We start from the raw sequence: 18,036 nt of genomic DNA, 5'->3' as shown, positions 1-18,036 counted from the left end.
GAGCCGATCTCGTGGAGCTCAGTGCAGGAAGCCCTTGCCGCGGACCTTCCTCTTGACCTTCGTCTCTCCGGCCACGCGCGCGTCCGCCGCAGCGGCCCGGGGACCGGTCGCGCCGCGCGGGGCGCCTTCGAGCGACGCCAGCGCCAGCAGGGGAGCGCCGTCGCGCGCGACGCCTTCGGACGGCGCCAGCACCTCGCCCGGCATGGGGCAGCCACCGTTGATCCAGGCGACGACCACGTCGCGGTAGGTCCTGTCCCTCCTGTCGGGCGACATCGCCTGGAACGCCTTGGACATCGGGCCGTTCCCCGAGAGCATCTGCATGACCAGCGCGCTCCGGCCGGCCGACCAGGGCACCACCCAGCCGTTGCTCGGCTCCGCGAGCACCTGCATGAGCGTCCGCGTGCGCGCGTCGACCTCCTCGGGCCTCTCGGGCAGCTTCCCGGCCGGCTCGCCGGGCCGCGCGAACCACGCTGACAGCGATTTCACCGCGCACTCGCCCGGCTTCGCGCCCGGCCCGGCGAGGAGCACGCCGTGACCCCCCGCGCCGACCTGCCGCTCGCGGAAGGTGTCGAGCAGCCGGGCCATGGCGAGGCCCGCGTCGTACTTCTCCACGGGCAGCTCCTCGTCCGACCGGGGGCGCGCCCCGGGCCGCTCCTCGCCCGCGAGGGCGCGCGTCCACGCCTTCCACATCTCGATCTGCTCGTCGGTGAAGACCTTGTACATGGGCCCTCCGAAGCGCGTGAGCTGGAAGAACGGGCTCAGCTCCGGCTCGCCGTCGACGATCATGCCCGAGCGCCGCAGCTCCTCGAGCAGGCCCTTGGGATTGTCGAACCAGTTGTTCAGCAGGTTCGCGCCGAGGCGCTTGGTCCCGTGGTTGCGGTTCGCATAAGGCCTCTTCTGCTCGATGATCGCGACGACCTGCGACTCCAGGGACGCGAGCCTGTTCAAGCTCCTTCTCCGCTCCATCAGCTCCTCCATGTCCTGGAACAGCGTGCTCGTGGTCGCGAAGGCCACGTAGCCGTTCCAGATCCGCCGCCAGGCCTCCTGCACCGCCTCCTCGCCGCCCTGGACCCGCGCGTTGTCGAGGTAAAGCTCCACCGCGGTCCTGGCCTGGCCGCCGTGGCCAGAGACGGCGTTGTCGATGGCGATGTGCAGCTCGTAGAAGTGCGGATCGATCCCGTAGCTCCGGAGCTGCTTCCGCGTGGTGACGAGCACGGGAGCCTCCCACTCGAGCTGGAGCGTCATGCCCAGGATCTCGGGGAGGAAGTCCTCCGAGAACTGGGATATGGCGAGCTGGAAGACCCCCACCGTGTAGGCGGAGTCGAGCATCTTCGGGTTCTGCGCGTAGGCCTCCGACTCGACGGGCGGCAGGTAGAAACCGACGCTCTGGAGCAGCGACGTGTAGATGTTGCAGTGGTTCTTCGCCGGATCGCCGTTGCCGACCTCGTCGGACCAGATGGAGAAGAGGAGGGCGTGGACCTCGTCGATCGGGCCGGCGCGCGGCACGTTGCGCAGCCAGGCGCCGTCGATCTGGTTGAACGGCGCGAACTGGTAGAGGCGATCGAGCATGTCCTCGTACGACTGGATCACCTCGTCGGTGGTCGGGTCGTAACTCGCGCCTTCGTTGACGAGCGCGTCGTAGATCGCCTCGAGCCGGGCGCTGAACGCCTCCTTGCTGTATCTGAAGGGCCGGTGGATCGGCGCGCAGTCCGGCGCCCGCTGCACCGCCTCGGCCTGGGCGAGGAAGTCGAGCGCGAGCTCCCGCGCCTTGGGCAAGAAAGCCCGGTTCTGCTCGATGTTGAGCAGGATGTTGAACCACTCCCGGTGGTTCTCCGGAACGTTGCGGCCCACGAAGGGAGCGCGCTCGGTCTCGACGAAGGCCTCGTCGCCGTTCCGGCCCTGCTTTCGCACCATGAAGCCGAGCTGGTGCCAGAGCTCGACCATATCGTTGTCCCCGGCGAAGGAGCTCGGCCAATCGTCGCCGTTCGGGCGGAGGCCGCGATCCCAGGGCGCGCGGCCGTCGAGCAGCGCGAGCAAGGTGCCAGGGGCGTCCTGGGCGCGGACGCGCGCCGAGACGCGCTCGAACTCCGCCTCGGTGGCGACGTCATCGGGCCGCTGCGCGGGCCACCAGTGCGTCTTGCACTCGTAGAAGTCCGCCTGCCACGGGACGGCCATGCGCTTCGTGACGTCGCCAGGCCCGAAGGCGGGCGACAGCCGGAACGGGGCGGCCCACGACCGCCGGTCCGCGGCGATGTAGGTCATCTCGATGCCCGGGTAGAAGGGCGCGCCGACGCACCGCTCGAGGGCCGCGCGGTCGAGGGCCTCCGGCTGCTCGTCGACAGGGTAGCTCTCGAGTTGCGCCCGCGGCGCCAGGCGATCCCCCGGCGTGAAGTCCCCCTCGGCCCAGCGGCGGAGGATCTCGTACTGGCTCGGGAGCACGGTCATCCAGGTCGCCGGTTTGCCCTGCTCGGGGTCGCCGCCGTCGCCGCCCAGGATCGGCATGAATTGCTCGCAAGCCTGGTCCCTGGCGAGCGGCGTGTCGACGGGCGTCCACGCCGGCGCTGCCCCGACCCGAGCAGGGGCGAAGAGGGCGATGCCATCGGGGGCCGGTGGGGCGGGCGCCGGGAGGTTGTCCGGGTGGAAACGGACCGCGGCCGGGTTGCGGATGCGCTTGAAGACCGCCTGGCGGAGCGGGGCCGACGTGGCCCCGGGGCTGGCGAGCTGCTGCTCGACCTTCGGGTCGAGGAAATCGCCGCGGCGCCCGGGGCCGTGGCCGCGCAGCGCGTTCGCGTTGACCCAGCGCAGCTCGGCGATGCGCCGGAGGATCGGCAGGACGTCGCGGTAAAAGGAGACCTCCGCCGGTGGGGTGGGGGACCATGCCTCGCGCGCGACGTCGTGGAGCGTCACGATGTTGGTGAGGTCGGGCGCGAAGTCCGGCGGGGCGACGAGGACATGGGCATTGCCGCGCACCTCGATCAGACGGTCGTCCGCCACGACGGTGGCGCTCACCGGTCCGTCGGAGATGTCGTCGTACCAGCCCACGTTGTTGGCGTAGTTGTTGAATGGCGGCTTCGTCGCCGTCTTCCGATTGCCGACGGGGTTGTCCGGGAGCGCCGAGGCCGACTTGCCGAAGCCGCCGAGGACGAGCAGGCGGCCCTCCGCGTCCGTCTGCAGCTCGCCGAGGGGGACGTTCCTCGTCTCGTACGTGCCTTCTGCGAGAGGGAAACGGAAGGTGCCGCTGTCGAAGCGGTGCTTCGCGCCACTCGCGCACGTTCCGGTGATCTCGCGCGGCCCTGGTCGGATGTCGAGGCCCGCGCGGTCCTCGCCCTGGACATCCGGGTTGCGCTCTCCCTCCGTCGGATCGATATACTTGTCGCCAAAGCGGGTGAAAGACGCCTTCTTGTTGGCGAGCTCGACACGCCACGTGATCGTCGCGTGGGCCGCGGTCAGCTCGCCGAGGGCGCGGCCCGCGGCGTCGTAGGCATAGATGCGGAAGCGGGCAGCCTGGCGCTTGACGCGGCCCTGGGCGTCCTTGTAGCCGCCCGGGACGGTGGCGGGCGCGCCCGGGTTCTCCGGGCCGATGAAGAAGGCCTCCGGGCTGTTGCCGACCCGGGCGACGCCGATCCCCGGGTAAATCTTGCAATAAGCGATAGCGCTCGTATCCATCGTCTCCCCTTGAACGACCTCGAGCACCCGCGGTGACGTGTGTCGTCGCCGGAGGTGCCACGCGACAGCGGCTCTCCGGCGCGCCCGCCGCTCGATCGGGTCGTCCTCGGCGACAGCCATACCACGGCCACGCTGCCGCGAGCTCGATCCCACGCGCCGCTTGACAGGCGGTGAGGGGGCCGCGTAGGTTCGACGCACACAGCCGGATCCTGTGTCCGCTGCGAGGGGTGGGCGCCTATGCAGCCGTCAGATCACGGGTGTGCGGTCGCGGTGGCCGCGTCGGCAGCAGCAGAAGCCGCTCCGGCGTCGAGCGGCACGACGCTCGGCTGGGATGGGCCGCCGGTCGCGCTGCTGCACTCCAGCCGCTCTCCGGCCATCCCTGGCTATGAGCTCGTGGAAGAGCTGGGCCGGGGAGCGATGGGCGTCGTCTACCGGGCCCGGCAGCTCTCGCTGGATCGGTTCGTCGCATTGAAGGTGATCCTCGCCGGGAAGCACGCCGGCAAGCGGCAGCTCGCGCGGTTTCGTATCGAGGCCAAGGCGCTGGCGTCGCTGAGCCACCCGAACATCGTGCAGATCTACGATGTCGGCGAGGCCGAAGGGATCCCCTATTTCGCGCTCGAGCTCGTGGAGGGAGAGACGCTGGAGCGGAGGCTCGCGCGGGGGGCGTGGTCGGTGCGCGAGGCGGCGCGGCTGGTGCGGACGCTCGCGGAGGCGATGGCCGCCGCCCACCAGCGGGGCATCGTTCACCGCGATCTCAAGCCCAGCAATGTCCTGCTCGCGGGCGACGGCTCGCCCAAGATCAGCGATTTCGGGGTGGCCAAACGGCTGGAGGGCGGCGCTGGAGAGACGCAGACCGGAGACATGATCGGCACGCCCCTCTACATGGCTCCGGAGCAGGCCCAGGGCCGCAGCGCGGCGATCGGCCCCGCGGCCGACGTCTACTCGCTGGGGGCCATCCTGTACGAGCTGCTCGCCGGCCGCCCGCCCTTCGTCGGGAATGGGCTCGTCGACCTCCTCCACAAGGTGCTCCTGGAGCCGCCGGTGCCCCCGAGCCGCCTGCAGAGCGGCATCTCGCTCGACATCGAGGGGATCTGCCTCAAGTGCCTCGAGAAGGAGCCGCACCAGCGCTACCCCAGCGCGGCCGCGATCGCCGAGGATCTCGATCGCTTCCTCACGGGCGCGCCGGTCCGCGGGCGCCCGCGCTCGACGTGGGAGCGCCTGGAGGCAGAGCTCTACTTCAAGAACATCGCCCTGGCCGAGCGCGAGTGGGCGGGTGGCCAGATGCAGCGCCTGGACGATCTGCTCAACGCGTGCCCCGCGCCGCTGCGCGGCTGGGAGTGGCACTGTCTCCTCGGGCTCCGCCAGGGCAAGCTGCTCACGGTGCGCGGCCACGAAGACGTCATCTACTGCGTGACGTTCAGCCCGGATGGCCGCCAATTCGCCACGTCGAGCGACGATCAGACGGTCCGCATCTGGGACGCGGTGACGGGCTCGCCGGTCCGGATCTTCCGCGGTCACACCGATCAGGTCTACGCCATGCGCTTCAGCCCGGATGGCGAGCGCCTGGCCGCCGCCAGCCAGGAGGGCATCGTCCGCGTCTGGGACGCCCGCGACGGCTCGACGGTGCACCTCTTCCAGGGCCACACCGACGTCGTGGTGAGCGTCAGCTATAGCCCGGATGGGCGCCTCGTCGCGTCGGCGAGCGACGATCATACAGTGAAGCTCTGGGACGCCGACACGGGGAGCGAGATCCGCACCTTGCACGGCCACACGGACATGGTGAACAGCGCGGTCTTCAGCGCGGACGGGCAGCTCGTCGCCTCGGCCAGCTACGACCAGACGGTGAGGGTGTGGGACGTCGCGACCGGCCAGGAGCGGTATCGCCTGTGCGGTCACTCCGCGTTCGTGTGGGCGCTGGCCTTCAGTCCGGATGGGCGCCATCTGGCCTCCGGAGGCGGAGACAAGATCGTCCGGATCTGGGACGCCACGATGGGGCGAGAGGTGCGCGCCCTGCGCGGGCACAGCGGCGGCGTCTTCAGCCTCGCCTTCAGCTCGGACGGGACGCGCCTCGTCTCGGGCAGCGGGGACAAGACGGTGCGTATCTGGGACACGGCCACGGGCCAGGAGGCGCTGACGTTGCGCGCGCACGCCGATACGGTGAACTGCGTGGCCTTCAACCGTGACAGCTCGCTGCTCGCGTCGGCGAGCGACGATCGCACGGTGCGTGTGTGGAGCGCGGCGACGTCCGACGCGGCCAACGACGCTGTGCCGATGACGCTGCACGGCCACGACGCGAGCGTCCATGCCGTGGCGTTCAGCCCGAACGGGCGGCGGATCGCGTCGGCCGGCGACGATCGGGCGGTGCGGCTGTGGGACGCTGATCAGGGGGAGTGCCTCTGGAGCGTGTCCAGGCACGCGGCGCTTGTGACGAGCGTGGCGTTCAGCCCCGACGGCCGGGTCCTGGCGTCCGCGAGCGCCGACAAGACGATCGTCCTCTGGGATACGGAGGGCATGGGCGGACTGCCCCTCTGCACGCTCCGGGGGCACACCGATCGCGTCTACGGCGTGGCGTTCAGCCCTGATGGCCGCGCCATCGCCTCCTGCGGCTGGGACCGGACGGTCCGCGTGTGGGACGTGGCCTCGGGCGAGACAAGGCACGTGCTCCGCGGACACACAAACTGGATCTGGAGCGTCGCCATCAGCGCCGACGGACGGCTCCTCGCGTCGGCGAGCACGGACTGGAGCGTGCGCTTGTGGAGCCTGGCCACCGGGGAGGAGATCCGCGCCCTGCGCGGACACACGCTGAAGGTCCTCGGGGTGACCTTCAGCCCCGATGGGCGGCGCCTCGCCTCCGCGAGCGCGGACCAGACGGTGAGGGTCTGGGAGGCGGAGACCGGCGCCGAGGTCTGCGCCCTGCGCGGGCACACCGAGCGCGTCTACAGGGTCGCGTTCAGCCCGGATGGCCGCTGCCTCGCCTCGGCGAGCGAGGACCAGACGGTGAGGGTCTGGGACGTCGCTGCCTGCCGGGAGCTACGCACCTTTCGCGGACACACCCAGGCCGTCAACCACGTCGTCTTTAGCCCCGACGGGCGCCGGCTCGCCTCCGCCAGCGATGATGGGACGATCAAGGTCTGGGAGGCGGCGCCGCGCTGAGATCGAGGCGCAGGAGGACGGCTGCATGGCATCGGCAGGGGCCGGCGCGGACGCGCTCCCGCACAGGCGGCTGCGCGACGGTGCGCCGGGGCTCCCGCGAGACGATTGCCGCCCGCCCGGGGCGGTGCTCAGCTCCGGGTATGCGATGGCGTATGGCTTGTGTGGGGCTGTGTGGGACTTTGCTGCTCGGAGGCGCAGCGTGTGGCGGTGATGGGGAGCCGCCGGCCGCGTCTGGCGCGGGCGGCGCAGGTGCAGGCGGCACGGGCGCGGGTGGGGGCAGCACGAGCGCGGGGGGAGCAGGCGCGGGCGGCGAGGGGGGAACGGGCGCGGGCGGCGAGGGGGGAACGGGCGCGGGCGGCGAGGGGGGAACGGGCGCGGGCGGCGAGGGGGGAACGGGCGCGGGCGGCGAGGGGGGCTGTGCGCCGACTCCGATCACGACGGTGGCGTGCGCCGATCTCACGGACATGACAGGACAGTGGTCCGCGTTTGCAGAGGACGGCGCGACCACGTCGATCACGCAGCCGGACGGCGGGGTGAACGGCACGTTCGTGCAGGCGGACACGCAGGCTGCCTTCGCGTTTCACCTGCGCTTCGAGCCGGAGTTCCCTGTCGACGCGAGCGCCGCGACGTCGTTGCAGCTCGCGGTGCGCGCGAACAACACGAGCGGCTACGGGTGGCAGATCAACTCGCCCGTGCTCGTCGTCGAGGACCAGGACGGGGCACAGCGGATCTACACGCCGGGGTCGGTCCTCCTGCCGGTCGATGGAATCGCGTGGCGCCTGCTCTCGGTGCCGGTCGCGGGAGGCGACGGGTGGACGGTGGAGGGGCCCGCGATCGACATGGCGCGCGTGTCCGCCATCGAGATCCGCACCGATACATGGGACGCGGGCTTCTCGCTGTCGGTGGACGCGCTCTCGTTCAAGCAGGAAGGGGAAAGTTGCGCCGTGTCGTGCCCGTCGGGCTGCTCCGGCCGCGGCGCGTGCGAACCTTTGTCGCTGGGCTGCTCGTGCGAGATCGGGGCGACGGGGCCCGATTGCGGCGAGTGCGCCGAGGGCTTCGTCGAGAAGGACGGCGCCTGTGCCCTGCAGGACGACGGCGTCCATGCGGAGTGGCCCAATCCCACGAGCCGCGCCAACAGCGATCCGTGGATCGCAGCGCACCACGACGAGATCGAGGTGCTGAGGCCGCGGCTCCTGGTGCTGCACTTCCCGAACCCGTCGGACCCGGCCACGTCCACGATCGTGTCCGACGTCGTCGCCGGCTTCTCCGACGGCTCGCGGTTCCATGCCTACAGGGACGCCGAGGCGGCCCCGCAGCTCGTCTACCAGATCGACAAGGTGGTCGATCTGCGCGACGGCGTGAACGGCCGGCCGCCGGCGCCGCCCGACTATGTCTACGAGAACAGCACGCTGTACCCGCGCAAGAGCACGCCGGACGGCCTGGTGCTCGATTACGGGGCGTTCTTCTCCGAGGAGTTCGCCGAGCTCTACGGGTATTCAGATCCCGACGAGCCGGGGCAGTTCCTGGACCTCTGCGCGCTTTTGGATCGCGGGCTCGTGCACGAGGTCTGGATGGTCGGGTCGGGCGACGTACCGGACGCTCCGGCGTTCGAGGTGCTCGAGAACAAGCAGCGTTACACGGCGTCGGGCACCAGGATCGCGGGCGCGTTCGAGAGGTGCGCGGGCAACGGCTGCTTCGAGCCGGACGTGCCCTTCTGCGGCCGCAGCGTGCGTATCGGCTTCGTCAACTACACGCGTGGCCCGGGCTGCTACATGCACTCGCAGGGGCACGGCCTGGAGTCGGCCGCGGCGCATGGCGTGGCGCCGGGGCTCTCGGAGTGGTTCGCGCCGTTCGCCGCCTTCGACCTCGACAGGAAATATGGGTTGCCGTTCTCCAGCCTGTACGGCCTCGACTGCGCGACGCCGCCTTGCGTGGAGCTCCCCGTCCCCACGAAGGCGGTCTTCACGGCCGGCGACCAGACGTTCGAGGTCGAGCCGTACGACGCAGTCTGCGGCAATGTCCACTTCCCGCCCAATGGCCGCTCTCACTACGATTACGCGCCTTCCGGCGAGGTGATGTCGTCGTGCGCCGCGTTCGGCGAGAACGGCCTGGCGTGCGGCGTCGACGAGACGGAGGCGGTCACGAAGGAGACGTGGGCCGCCTACGAGGCGCTGCACGGCGACTGCGGCGGCGGGTTCTTGACGTGGTGGTACCAGTCCATGCCCGCGTTCGGCGCCGCGAAGACGTTCGCGGACGGCCGTCGGATGAAGAGCGTGTGGCCGTATCTGTTCTACTGAGCGCTCGCGGCCGGACCGAGACGGATTCGCCAGGTTCGTCGACCTCGACCTTCCGTCACATTCGAGAGATCCCCGCGATCCCGCAGGCGAGCTCGGAGAGCACCGTCACGGCCGCGCCGTACCCGCCGGCGTCCTCGGAGCTCGCGTTGCCCTGAAGGCTCCGCCTGTAGACGCCCTGGGCGATCGCGGCGAGGCGGAAGACGCCGAAGGCCATGAAGTACGGCCACGCCTCGATGCCGTCGCGACAGGAGAGCTTGCAGTAAGCGGCGACCATCTCGTCCTCGGTCGGGATCCCGAGCGACGCGACATCGACCCCGGCGAGACCGCCGCGGCCGGGGAGGTTGAGGTGATAGCCCATGCAGGCGTACGCGAGATCGCTCACCGGATGTCCGAGCGTGGAGAGCTCCCAGTCGAGCGTCGCGATCGCCTCGGGGCGAGCGCCGGACGAAAAGACGAGGTTGTCGATCCGGTAGTCGCCGTGGACGAGCGTTGTCTCGTCGTTCGCCGGGACGTTGGCGGCGAGCCAGCGCATCAGCGCCTCCATCGCCGGCACCTCGCCCGTGCGCGAGGCGTCGTACTGCTTCGACCAGCGGTCGACCTGCCGCGCGACGAAGCCGCCCACCTTGCCATAGTCCGCGAGCCCCACGGCGGCGTAGTCGACGCGATGGAGCGCCGCGAGGACACGGATGTATTCTGTATAGATCGCGCGGCGCTCTCCGGCGGTCCCGACCTCGGGCAGGGTCGGATCCCAGAAGATCCGCCCGTCGGCGTACCGCATGACGAAGAACGGCGTGCCGAGCACCGAGCCGTCCTCGCAGAGGGCGAGCGCGTCCGGAACGGGCACCTCCGCGTCGCGAAGAGCGCGCATGACCCGGTATTCCCTCTCGACGGCGTGTGCGGAGGGAAGGAGCTTGCCGGGCGGCTTCTTTCGCAGGACGAGCTCGAGATCTCCGCCGGCCCCGCCGTCGACGCCCACCCAGTAGGTCGGGTTCGACTGGCCGCCCTTGAACTGGGCGACGGTCACGGTGCCTCCCGCGCAGCCCTCGACGTGCTCGGTGAGCCAGCGACCGAGGGCCGCTTCGTCGATCCGGTGCGCCTCGCGGGGCGCGCGTGTGTGGGGCGGCGGAGTGAGGGCCATCGCGCGTCCGAACCTATCACGCAGCCCTCCGGCCTCCTATACTGCCGCCGTGACGATCTCCTTCGATCTGCCCCCCGAGCTGGCCGAGCTCCGCGGCCGAGTGCGCGCGTTCGTCGACGCGCACGTCATCCCGAGCGAGACTTCGATCCTCGAGGAGGATCGCGCGCGACGGAAGGACACGCTGACGGCGCTCCGCGCGCGGGCGCGGGCCGAGGGGCTCTTCGTTCCGCACCTGCCCGCGGAGCACGGCGGGCTGGGGCTCGGCATCATGGGCATGTGCGCGCTCTTTCGCGAGATGGGCCGCTCTCCGCTCGGCGCGGCCTGCTTCAACTGCGATGCGCCGGATCAGGGCAACATGGACCTCCTGCTCAAGACGGCCTCTCCCGCGATCCGCGCCAGGTACCTCGCGCCGCTCGCTCGGGCCGAGATCACGAGCGGCTTCTCGATGACCGAGCCCGCCCCCGGCGCCGGCGCCGATCCGTCGAACCTGCGCACGAAGGCGACCCGGGTCGACGGCGGCTGGGTGATCGACGGTCACAAGTGGTACACGACAGGCGGCGGCGACGCGGCGTTCCTCATCGTGATGGCGCGGACATCCGACGATCCTCGCACCGGCGCGACGATGTTCGTCGTCGATCGTCACGCCGAGGGCGTCGAGCACGTGCGCGACATCCCCGTGATGAGCCCGCCGATGCTCGCGCACCGCGAGGCCGAGCTCCGCTTCCACGCCGTACGCGTCGGCGACGACGCGGTCCTCGGCGGCGTCGGCGAGGGCTTCCTCCTCGCGCAGCGGCGCCTCGTGCCGGCGCGCCTCACGCACTGCATGCGCTGGCTCGGCTGGGCCGACCGCGCGCTCGCGATGTGCCGCGAGTACGTCCTCACGCGGGAGAGCTTCGGCAAGGCGCTCGCGCACCACCAGATGATCCAGAAGAAGATCGCCGACGCGGCGTCGGGCATCCACGCCGGCAACCTGATGACGTTGCACTGCGCGGCGATGCTCGAGCAAGGCAAGGAGAAGGAGGCGCGACCCTACTCGTCGATGGCGAAAAACCACGTCGCGCGGCTCCTCTGCCAGGTGCTCGATGACGCGATCCAGATGCACGGCTCGCTCGGATACAGCGAGGACATGCCGTTCTCGCTCTGGTACCGCTTCGCCCGCGCCGCTCGCATCGCCGACGGCCCGGACGAGGTCCACGACGTCGTCGTCGCGCGTGACTTCCTGCGAGGCGCGTTGACGACGCTGATCTGAGACCTCTTCGTGCTGCTGGCCGCCGGGTTCGAGACGACGACCCACCTGCTCAACGCCGCGCTGGTGCTCCTCATGGATCACCCCGAGGTGTACGCGCGGATCCGCGCGGACCCGGCGCTGATCCCGGTTTTCCTCGAGGAGACGCTGCGGTTCGAGCCGCCGGCCCAGATCGCTTTGCGGCGAGCAGGTCTTCCCGGACCCGGATCGGTTCGATATCGACCGCGAGCGGCAGGTGGGGCTGTCGTTCGGCCACGGCGTCCACTTCTGCGTCGGCGCGGCGCTCGCGCGCGCCGAGGCGAGGATCGGGATCGAGGTGCTGGCGTCCCTCCCGGGGCGGTTCGAGCGGGCAGGGAGGGCGCCGGAGTGGAACCTCTCCCTGCTGTTGCGAGGGCTGAAGGCGTGCTGGGTCCGGTACGTGCTTTGAACGGCTCCCGGTAGAGCGCTCCAGGGGGCTCTCCGCGTGCTCCTCGCGGCAACCGTCGTGTCCATGGAAACACGACAGGGCGTATATCCATGCATCAAAGGGGCCGCCTTCGCTCCACGACCGGCGGGGCTCCCCTCCCGCGAGGCTCAGCCCCTGAGGGTCGCGCCGTCGAGGTGCGCGGCGAGATCGGCGTACTTCATGCGAAACCGGCCGCAGCCCTCGGGGAGCGGCGCGCGGGGCGGGGTGCCCTGGCAGCTGTCCGACCCCACGGGGTTGCGCAGGATGACCGAGGCGGGCGTGCCGTCGGCCCCGCGCTCGATCTTCTCGGCAGCGACCCAGTGGTAGCCACCGTTCCATTTCAGGAGAATGGGCACCTTCTCGCCGCGCCCGATCGCCCCGGCGACGTCGTCGGCGACGGAGGCGCCGCTGCGCAGGAGAGACGAGACGCTCGTGTAGCTGCCGCCCATGATGTCCTGGAACAGGCTCGTGAAATTGCCGAGCGGGATCAGCGAGTCGCCCCCCAGGGCGGCCCAGAACGAGGCGTTGTCCTCGGGGTTGTCGTAATCGAAGATCCAGCTCATCGCGGTCGCGTGGTTCATGAGCGCGGATTGCAACAGCCGGTCGATGTCGACGCGGCCCGAGGCGTCGCGCAGGATCGCATTGCGCGGCACCCTGAGCACGCGGCCCGAGCGGAGCGTCACCTCGCCCGCCTCCCGCGTGATTCCGTCGAGGATCCGCACGAACTCGGCCGGGTCGACGCGCAGCAGGACGTACTCCATCGTTCCCGCGCCGCATGTGCCGTGGTGCGCGCCCTGCTTGACGCGCAGCGGGTTGTCCACGTGCCGGATCGCCTGCGCGAGCACGAGGTGCGGATCGATGCCGCCCTCGAGCACGAGCCTTGGATCGCGCCGGACGCCCGCCAGGGTCCCGAGGTTCGGCAGGAGCGCCCCCGTGTGCAGCCGGCCCGCCGCGAGCAGCCTGCCGAGCGCGGCCAGCGCGCGCGCGTCGCCCCCGAGCGCGCGCCGGACGTCGTCGAGGTGCGCGCTCCGATCGGCGGCGAGCGCGCCGGAGACGGTGGTCGCCGGCCTGTCGCCGGCGGAGTCCACGGCGGGCGGCGGCGAGTCTGGGTCCGGCTCGGCCCCGGGCACGACCTGCGGGAGCCTGTTCGCGTCGGTGAAATAGGCCTGGTCGTGGCGCGAGGGCGCGGCGGACGCCTGGACCGCGGGCGACTTGCGGCCGAGCGCCGCCACCTGCTCAGGGCTGAGCCCCGCGGCCCTGGCCAGGGCCTCGTCGAGCGGAAGCGCACGCCGGGCCGCGAGGCGCCCATCGAGGGCGGCGATCGTCGCGGCGTCGACGATGCCGGTCTGCGGCAGGCCCTCCGCGGCTTGCAGCGCGACGATGGCGGCGCGCGTCTTCGGCCCGAACGAGCCGTCGGCCGTCATCGGGTGGCCGATCGCGCCGAGCGCCTCTTGCAAGGCGCGCACGCCGTCGCCGTGCGCCCCCGGCGAGAGCGTCGCCGCGCCCGCCGCGACCGATCTCAACACCTCGTTCGACGCGAGCTCGGGGGCGCCGAGCCCCGTGTTCCTGTTGTCCCCCATGGGTCCCCCCTCCGGCGATCGCCGCCACCTCGAATTCGTCCCTGGTCGACACCGTACTACCGCGGAGAGATCCCCGCGATCCCGCAGGCGAGCTCGGAGAGCACCGCCACGGCCGCGCCGTACCCGCCGGCGTCCTCGGAGCTCGCGTTGCCCTGAAGGCTCCGCCTGTAGACGCCCTGGGCGATCGCGGTGACGCGGAAGACGCCGAAGGCCATGACGCGGACCCGACCCGCGCGGACCCGACCCGGGTTGAGGTGCGCGGACCCGACCCGGGTTGAGGTACGCGGACCCGACCCGGGTTGAGGTACGCGGACCCGACCCGGGTTGCGGGGACCCGCGGACCCGACCCGGGTTGAGGTACGCGGACCCGACCCGGGTTGAGGTACGCGGACCCGACCCGGGTTGAGGTACGCGGAGGTGCGCGGACCCGACCCGGGTTGAGGTACGCGGAGGTACGCGGACCCGACCCGGGTTGAGGTGCCCGAGGTGACCCGGACCCGACCCGGGTTGCGGACCCGACCCGGGTTGAGGTGCCCGCGGGTTGGAGGTGCCCGCGGGTTGAGGTGCCCGCGAGATGCCCGTCAGCCCACCACAACAGCATAATTGCAAAATTCTTTCATTGTCGCAATTCTGCCGACCCCGCACAAAAGCGCGCCCGCTCCGTCGATCGCGCGCCCCCTCGTTCGTCGTGACGGTAGTGGCAGGGCTCAGCCGGTCGAGACCGTCCGGGCGCCCTGCATCCCACCCGAAGGAGACACGACGATGCGATTCATCATCACCGCAGCACCTGGCACCAACGAGGCGAATGCGAAGGCGGATGGGCCTCCGGACGACGAGCTCTTCGCCGCGTACATGAAATTCAACGAGGAGATGATGAAGGCCGGCGTGCTTGTCGCGTCCGAGGGGCTCAACCCCGGCGGGGCCCGCGCCCGCGTCGGCATCTCCGGGGGAAAGCGCACCGTCCTCGACGGGCCCTTCGTCGAGACGAAGGAGCTGGTCGGCGGCTTCTACCTGATCGAGGTCAGCTCCAAGGAAGAGGCCATCGAATGGGCCTTGCGCTGCCCCGTCGGGTTCGGGAGCGACGATGTGCTCACGATCCAGCAGATGACCGAGCTCTCCGACATCCCCCCGCGGTTCAGGGAGATCATCGCCGACGTGGCGCCGACGTGGAGCGCGTCGTTCTCGAGGGCGCGGTAGGCCCAGCGACCGCACCCACGCTCACGCGGACGTCGCCGCAAGGGCGCTCCGCGATGTCGCACGAACACGGACCCGCACGGTCATGAGCGGAGCTCGATCTCCAGCGATGAGCTCCGCATCCCCGTCCGGCTCAAGGCGCCTGGAGCTTCTCCTTGACCCACCGCCCCGACTCGGTCAGCTGCCCATCTGACCACGGGCCGCCCGTGCTCGCCCCGGGCCTCAGCGCGGCGCAGGCCTCCGCCTTGTCGACGATGGACCAGTTGAGCCAGCTGATGTTGTTGCTGTTCAGGAAGTCGAGCCACCTCTGCGCCTCGCCGAGATCCAGCGTGCCGCTCCCGCTGGCGTCGCAGGTGCCCCACTCGGTCACGAAGAGCGGGAGCCCCGCGGCCATCGCGTTCGTCGCCTTGGTGCGCAGCGCACCTCTGTGCGTGTTGGCATAGAAATGCAGCGTGTAGGCGACGTTGTCGTCGCTCGTGATCGGGTTCCTGGCGGCCACGTCCACGTCCTGCGACCAGGTCGGCGTCCCGACGATCACGAGGTTGTCGGAGCCGGCGTCGCGGATCACGCCGATCACCTCCTCGGCATACGATTTCACCTCTGCCCAGCTCTCGTTGTCCGGCTCGTTGAAGATCTCGAAGATCACCGCGGGCTCGTCGCCGTACTCCGTGGCCATCTCCCGGAAGAAGCGCTTCGCTGCCTCCTTGTTCGGAGCCTGGGCCGCGTTGTGATCGTGCCAGTCGATGATCACGTAGATGCCCTTGGTGATGGCGGCGTTGACGATCGCTCGGACCTTGTTCTTCTCCGCCTCCGGGGTGTGGATGTAGCCGAGTCCCGACATGCTGACGGCCATCGCGGCGCGGACGATGGTCGCATCCCAGTCGTCCACGAGCGTGTTCACGGCGGAAGCGTTGTAGAACTTCGCTCCCTCCCAGATGCTCCAGAACATGCTCATTCCCTTGAGCTGGAGCTCTTCCCCGTACTCATCGACGACGCGGTTGCCCATCACGCGGAGGCGGCCGTGCCGCTCGACCGGCGTTCCGGTGGCCGGGCCTGTCCCGGTCGAGGTCGTCGAGGTCACGCCGCTGGAGCTGGAGGTCACGGCCGACGTGGAGGAATCGCCGCCGCCCATGCCGCCGGCGCCGCCGCCCGAGGAGGCGGACGTGGAGGTCACGGCCGACGTGGAGGAATCGCCGCCGCCCATGCCGCCGGCGCCGCCCGCGCCGCCGCCCGAGGAGGCGGACGTGGAGGTCACGCTCGACGTGGAGGAATCGCCGCCGCCCATGCCGCCGGCGCCGCCCGCGCCGCCGCCCGAGGAGGCGGACGTGGAGGTCACGCTCGACGTGGAGGAATCGCCGCCGCCCGAGGAGGCCGACGTGGATGCCACGGTGGATGCGTCGCCGCCGCCCGTACCGCCGGCGCCGCCCGTACCGCCGCCGCCGCCCGTACCGCCGGCGCCGCCCGTACCGCCGGCGCCGCCTGTGCCGCCGCCGCCGCCCGTTCCGCTGCTCGAGGACGTCGACGTCGACGTGGACGCGTTGCCGCCGCCTCCCGAGGACGTCGATGTCGTCGAGTCGCCGACCCCTGATGCCGAGTCCCCCGACGAGCCATTACAGCCGAGCAGCATCATCGCCGGCAGCGCGAGATGCAGAAAGCCGCGCGTCCACCTCGGCCCAGCGAACAGTCCAGTCGTCACATCGTGGCTCATTGTACTCTCCAAGGAAGGCTCTCGATCGAAGCGCCCTGCATCGAGCAAGGGGCGTCAAGCAGGCGCATCAGCAAAGAAGACAGCTTCGCTGCATAGCAGGCCCACCCCGAGGGGTGAAGGTAAAAGTGGGAGAGCCATCGACTCGGTCACACAGGTTGCACCGGCCGCCGGTCGCGCCGGTCGCGCCGGTCGCCGAGCGCGCCTGCCGACATCGGAGCGTGCCGGCCGGCCCGGCGATCCGAGGTCGCCGAGGCGCGCCTGCCCGGTCCCGCTCCTTCGCGCCTTCCTCGACCTGCCCGTGAAGCGCGCGCGCAGCCCGGCCCCTCATGGCGCGGGCGCCCGTGGCCCTATGCGCGGCGGAGGATCTCCTCCAGCGCGTGCTCCAGCCGGCGCTCGACCTCGGGGTCGTCGAGCACGGGCGTGATCTCCTCGGGCACCACGCGCGCGCGCATGATGATGCGCGCATAGATGAACGCATCGCGCGCGCTCGGAGCCTCCTTGTCGCCGAGACAGGAACGGAGCAGCTGGTAGGCTCTGCCCTTCACCACGCCTCCGTTGCGCGCGCGCGCTCGACCGTGGCAAGGATCCGGCGCACCGCGGCAGAGGCGGTCTCGTGCGCCGCCAGCGCGTCCCGCACGACGTGCGCCGCCCTGGCGGCGGCTCTCTCGTCGAGCGTGCCTTGCAGCACGCCCTCGGCGAGGCGGATGAGCGGGCTGATCTCGACCATGTCCCGCGCGAGGGAGCGCGTCGCCAGGGCGATCTCGGCGGCCGTCTCGGCCGGGGACGAGCGCGAAAGGAGCATCGCGTCCTCGGCCAGCTCCGCCACGATCGCGAACATGTCCCTGTAGCAGTCGACCGCCGCGCGCAGATCGGCCGGGCTCAGCGACGCCGGGGGCGCCTCCGGCAGCGTCGCCGCGGCGCTCTGCGCTTCGGCGATCACCGGAGCGATGGCCGCGAGCGCGTGCTCCAGCGTGCGCGCGGTCTGCTCGAACCGCGCGAGGCGCTCCTTCACGGTACGGCTCGGCGGCGGCGCGTCGCTCTCCAGAACCTCGATCCGCGCGCCGACCTCGGCGGCGAGCCGCTCGAGGCCCTCGAGCACGCGCGGACCGAACCCGCGGGGGACGACGTCGAGCACGCAGAACGAGCCGACCACGTGCCGGCGCACCCGGATGGGCACCCCCGCATAGGCGCGGATGCCGTAACGCTCGACGAGCTCCCTGGGCACGCGCTCGTCGTGCACGGCGTCCTCGACGAGGAGCGGGGCCTCGTGGCGGACCACGAGCTGACAGAAAGAGTTGCTCCGCGAGGTCGCGCAGCTCACGCACAGCTCCGGCGGCAGGCCGCGGTGCGCGCGGAACAGCTGGATGTGACGGACGATCAAGCTCACCAGCGCCATCGGCGCCTGGGCGAGCTCGGCCGCACGCTCCACACAGGAGTCGAGAATGACGTCCGCGTCGTCGCGCAGCAGCACCTGGTGCAGCTCGGCGAGGCGCGCGGGATCGTTCAGATCGGCCATGAGGAGGTGCTCTTGCTCGGGCGAGAGAGAGGGCGAGCGCCGATTCTGCCTCGAGCGCCGTCAGGAAGCAGCCGCGCTTTTCGCGGAGCTTGC

The 18,036-nt window shown here is 71.0% G+C and carries 12 protein-coding genes and 1 pseudogene; 6 read left to right on the top strand and 7 right to left on the bottom strand.

Features of this window, described 5'->3' with window-relative positions:
• Positions 1 to 18 precede the first annotated feature (18 nt).
• The gene (locus WME75_RS25795) at positions 19 to 3,666 is read right to left on the bottom strand and encodes a LodA/GoxA family CTQ-dependent oxidase (protein WP_437476103.1); all 3,648 of its coding nucleotides are present in this window, start codon (positions 3,664 to 3,666) and stop codon (positions 19 to 21) included.
• Between the two features lie 237 nt (positions 3,667 to 3,903).
• On the opposite strand from WME75_RS25795, the gene WME75_RS25790 reads away from it, so the two are divergent.
• Together WME75_RS25790 and WME75_RS25785 are read left to right on the top strand one after the other, a co-directional pair.
• Complete coding sequence (locus WME75_RS25790) at positions 3,904 to 6,819, top strand: WD40 repeat domain-containing serine/threonine protein kinase (RefSeq protein ID WP_437476101.1); 2,916 nt, start codon at positions 3,904 to 3,906, stop codon at positions 6,817 to 6,819.
• A 179-nt stretch (positions 6,820 to 6,998) separates the two neighbouring features.
• Positions 6,999 to 9,116, top strand: a complete 2,118-nt coding sequence (locus WME75_RS25785) for a calcium-binding EGF-like domain-containing protein (RefSeq protein ID WP_437476099.1) — start codon at positions 6,999 to 7,001, stop codon at positions 9,114 to 9,116.
• 55 nt (positions 9,117 to 9,171) lie between these two features.
• On the opposite strand, the gene WME75_RS25780 is transcribed toward WME75_RS25785, so the two are convergent.
• On the bottom strand, positions 9,172 to 10,254 hold the full coding sequence (locus WME75_RS25780; RefSeq protein WP_437476097.1) for a phosphotransferase family protein: 1,083 nt from the start codon (positions 10,252 to 10,254) through the stop codon (positions 9,172 to 9,174).
• A gap of 49 nt (positions 10,255 to 10,303) precedes the next feature.
• Between WME75_RS25780 and WME75_RS25775 the strand changes: the two genes are divergently transcribed.
• From WME75_RS25775 to WME75_RS25765, 3 genes and pseudogenes are all read left to right on the top strand, one after another.
• Positions 10,304 to 11,503 carry an acyl-CoA dehydrogenase family protein gene (locus WME75_RS25775; protein ID WP_437476095.1) on the top strand — a complete coding sequence of 400 codons (1,200 nt, stop codon included), beginning with the start codon at positions 10,304 to 10,306 and terminating at the stop codon, positions 11,501 to 11,503.
• A 9-nt stretch (positions 11,504 to 11,512) separates the two neighbouring features.
• Positions 11,513 to 11,563, top strand: a pseudogene (locus WME75_RS25770) (hypothetical protein); the annotation flags it as partial.
• 172 nt (positions 11,564 to 11,735) lie between these two features.
• On the top strand, positions 11,736 to 11,927 hold the full coding sequence (locus WME75_RS25765; protein ID WP_437495087.1) for a hypothetical protein: 192 nt from the start codon (positions 11,736 to 11,738) through the stop codon (positions 11,925 to 11,927).
• A 146-nt stretch (positions 11,928 to 12,073) separates the two neighbouring features.
• Here the strand turns inward: WME75_RS25765 and WME75_RS25760 are convergent, their stop codons facing one another.
• Positions 12,074 to 13,525 (bottom strand): peptidoglycan-binding domain-containing protein, encoded by a 1,452-nt coding sequence (locus WME75_RS25760; protein WP_437476094.1) that lies wholly within the window; start codon positions 13,523 to 13,525, stop codon positions 12,074 to 12,076.
• Positions 13,526 to 13,581: 56 nt separating this feature from the next.
• Positions 13,582 to 13,740 (bottom strand): hypothetical protein, encoded by a 159-nt coding sequence (locus tag WME75_RS25755; protein ID WP_437476092.1) that lies wholly within the window; start codon positions 13,738 to 13,740, stop codon positions 13,582 to 13,584.
• Between the two features lie 547 nt (positions 13,741 to 14,287).
• Between WME75_RS25755 and WME75_RS25750 the strand changes: the two genes are divergently transcribed.
• Positions 14,288 to 14,722, top strand: coding sequence for a YciI family protein (locus tag WME75_RS25750; protein WP_437476091.1), 435 nt, complete (start codon positions 14,288 to 14,290; stop codon positions 14,720 to 14,722).
• A gap of 130 nt (positions 14,723 to 14,852) precedes the next feature.
• Here WME75_RS25750 and WME75_RS25745 read toward each other — a convergent pair whose 3' ends face one another.
• From WME75_RS25745 to WME75_RS25735, 3 genes are all read right to left on the bottom strand, one after another.
• On the bottom strand, positions 14,853 to 16,427 hold the full coding sequence (locus WME75_RS25745; RefSeq protein ID WP_437476089.1) for a glycoside hydrolase family 5 protein: 1,575 nt from the start codon (positions 16,425 to 16,427) through the stop codon (positions 14,853 to 14,855).
• A 347-nt stretch (positions 16,428 to 16,774) separates the two neighbouring features.
• On the bottom strand, positions 16,775 to 16,972 hold the full coding sequence (locus WME75_RS25740; RefSeq protein WP_437476087.1) for a hypothetical protein: 198 nt from the start codon (positions 16,970 to 16,972) through the stop codon (positions 16,775 to 16,777).
• The gene (locus tag WME75_RS25735; RefSeq protein WP_437476085.1) at positions 16,969 to 17,943 is read right to left on the bottom strand and encodes a GAF domain-containing protein; all 975 of its coding nucleotides are present in this window, start codon (positions 17,941 to 17,943) and stop codon (positions 16,969 to 16,971) included. Before WME75_RS25735 ends, WME75_RS25740 begins: the two co-directional genes overlap by 4 nt.
• Between the last annotated feature and the right edge of the window lie 93 nt (positions 17,944 to 18,036).

The organism is Sorangium sp. So ce1014, from assembly GCF_051521505.1.
Classification (GTDB): Bacteria; Myxococcota_A; Polyangia; order Polyangiales; family Polyangiaceae; genus Sorangium.
The sequence above is the reverse complement of the archived record's forward strand: the minus strand, read 5'-3'. Positions and strand labels throughout refer to the sequence as shown.

What these genes read in the sequence shown, in the direction of transcription:
- WME75_RS25755 (WP_437476092.1), bottom strand. Translation starts at nt 13,740, where the DNA reads ATGGCCTTCGGCGTCTTCCGCGTCACCGCGATCGCCCAGGGCGTCTAC.
- WME75_RS25745 (WP_437476089.1), bottom strand. Translation starts at nt 16,427, where the DNA reads ATGAGCCACGATGTGACGACTGGACTGTTCGCTGGGCCGAGGTGGACG.
- WME75_RS25795 (WP_437476103.1), bottom strand. Translation starts at nt 3,666, where the DNA reads ATGGATACGAGCGCTATCGCTTATTGCAAGATTTACCCGGGGATCGGC.
- WME75_RS25790 (WP_437476101.1), top strand. Translation starts at nt 3,904, where the DNA reads ATGCAGCCGTCAGATCACGGGTGTGCGGTCGCGGTGGCCGCGTCGGCA.
- WME75_RS25735 (WP_437476085.1), bottom strand. Translation starts at nt 17,943, where the DNA reads ATGGCCGATCTGAACGATCCCGCGCGCCTCGCCGAGCTGCACCAGGTG.
- WME75_RS25780 (WP_437476097.1), bottom strand. Translation starts at nt 10,254, where the DNA reads ATGGCCCTCACTCCGCCGCCCCACACACGCGCGCCCCGCGAGGCGCAC.
- WME75_RS25750 (WP_437476091.1), top strand. Translation starts at nt 14,288, where the DNA reads ATGCGATTCATCATCACCGCAGCACCTGGCACCAACGAGGCGAATGCG.
- WME75_RS25760 (WP_437476094.1), bottom strand. Translation starts at nt 13,525, where the DNA reads ATGGGGGACAACAGGAACACGGGGCTCGGCGCCCCCGAGCTCGCGTCG.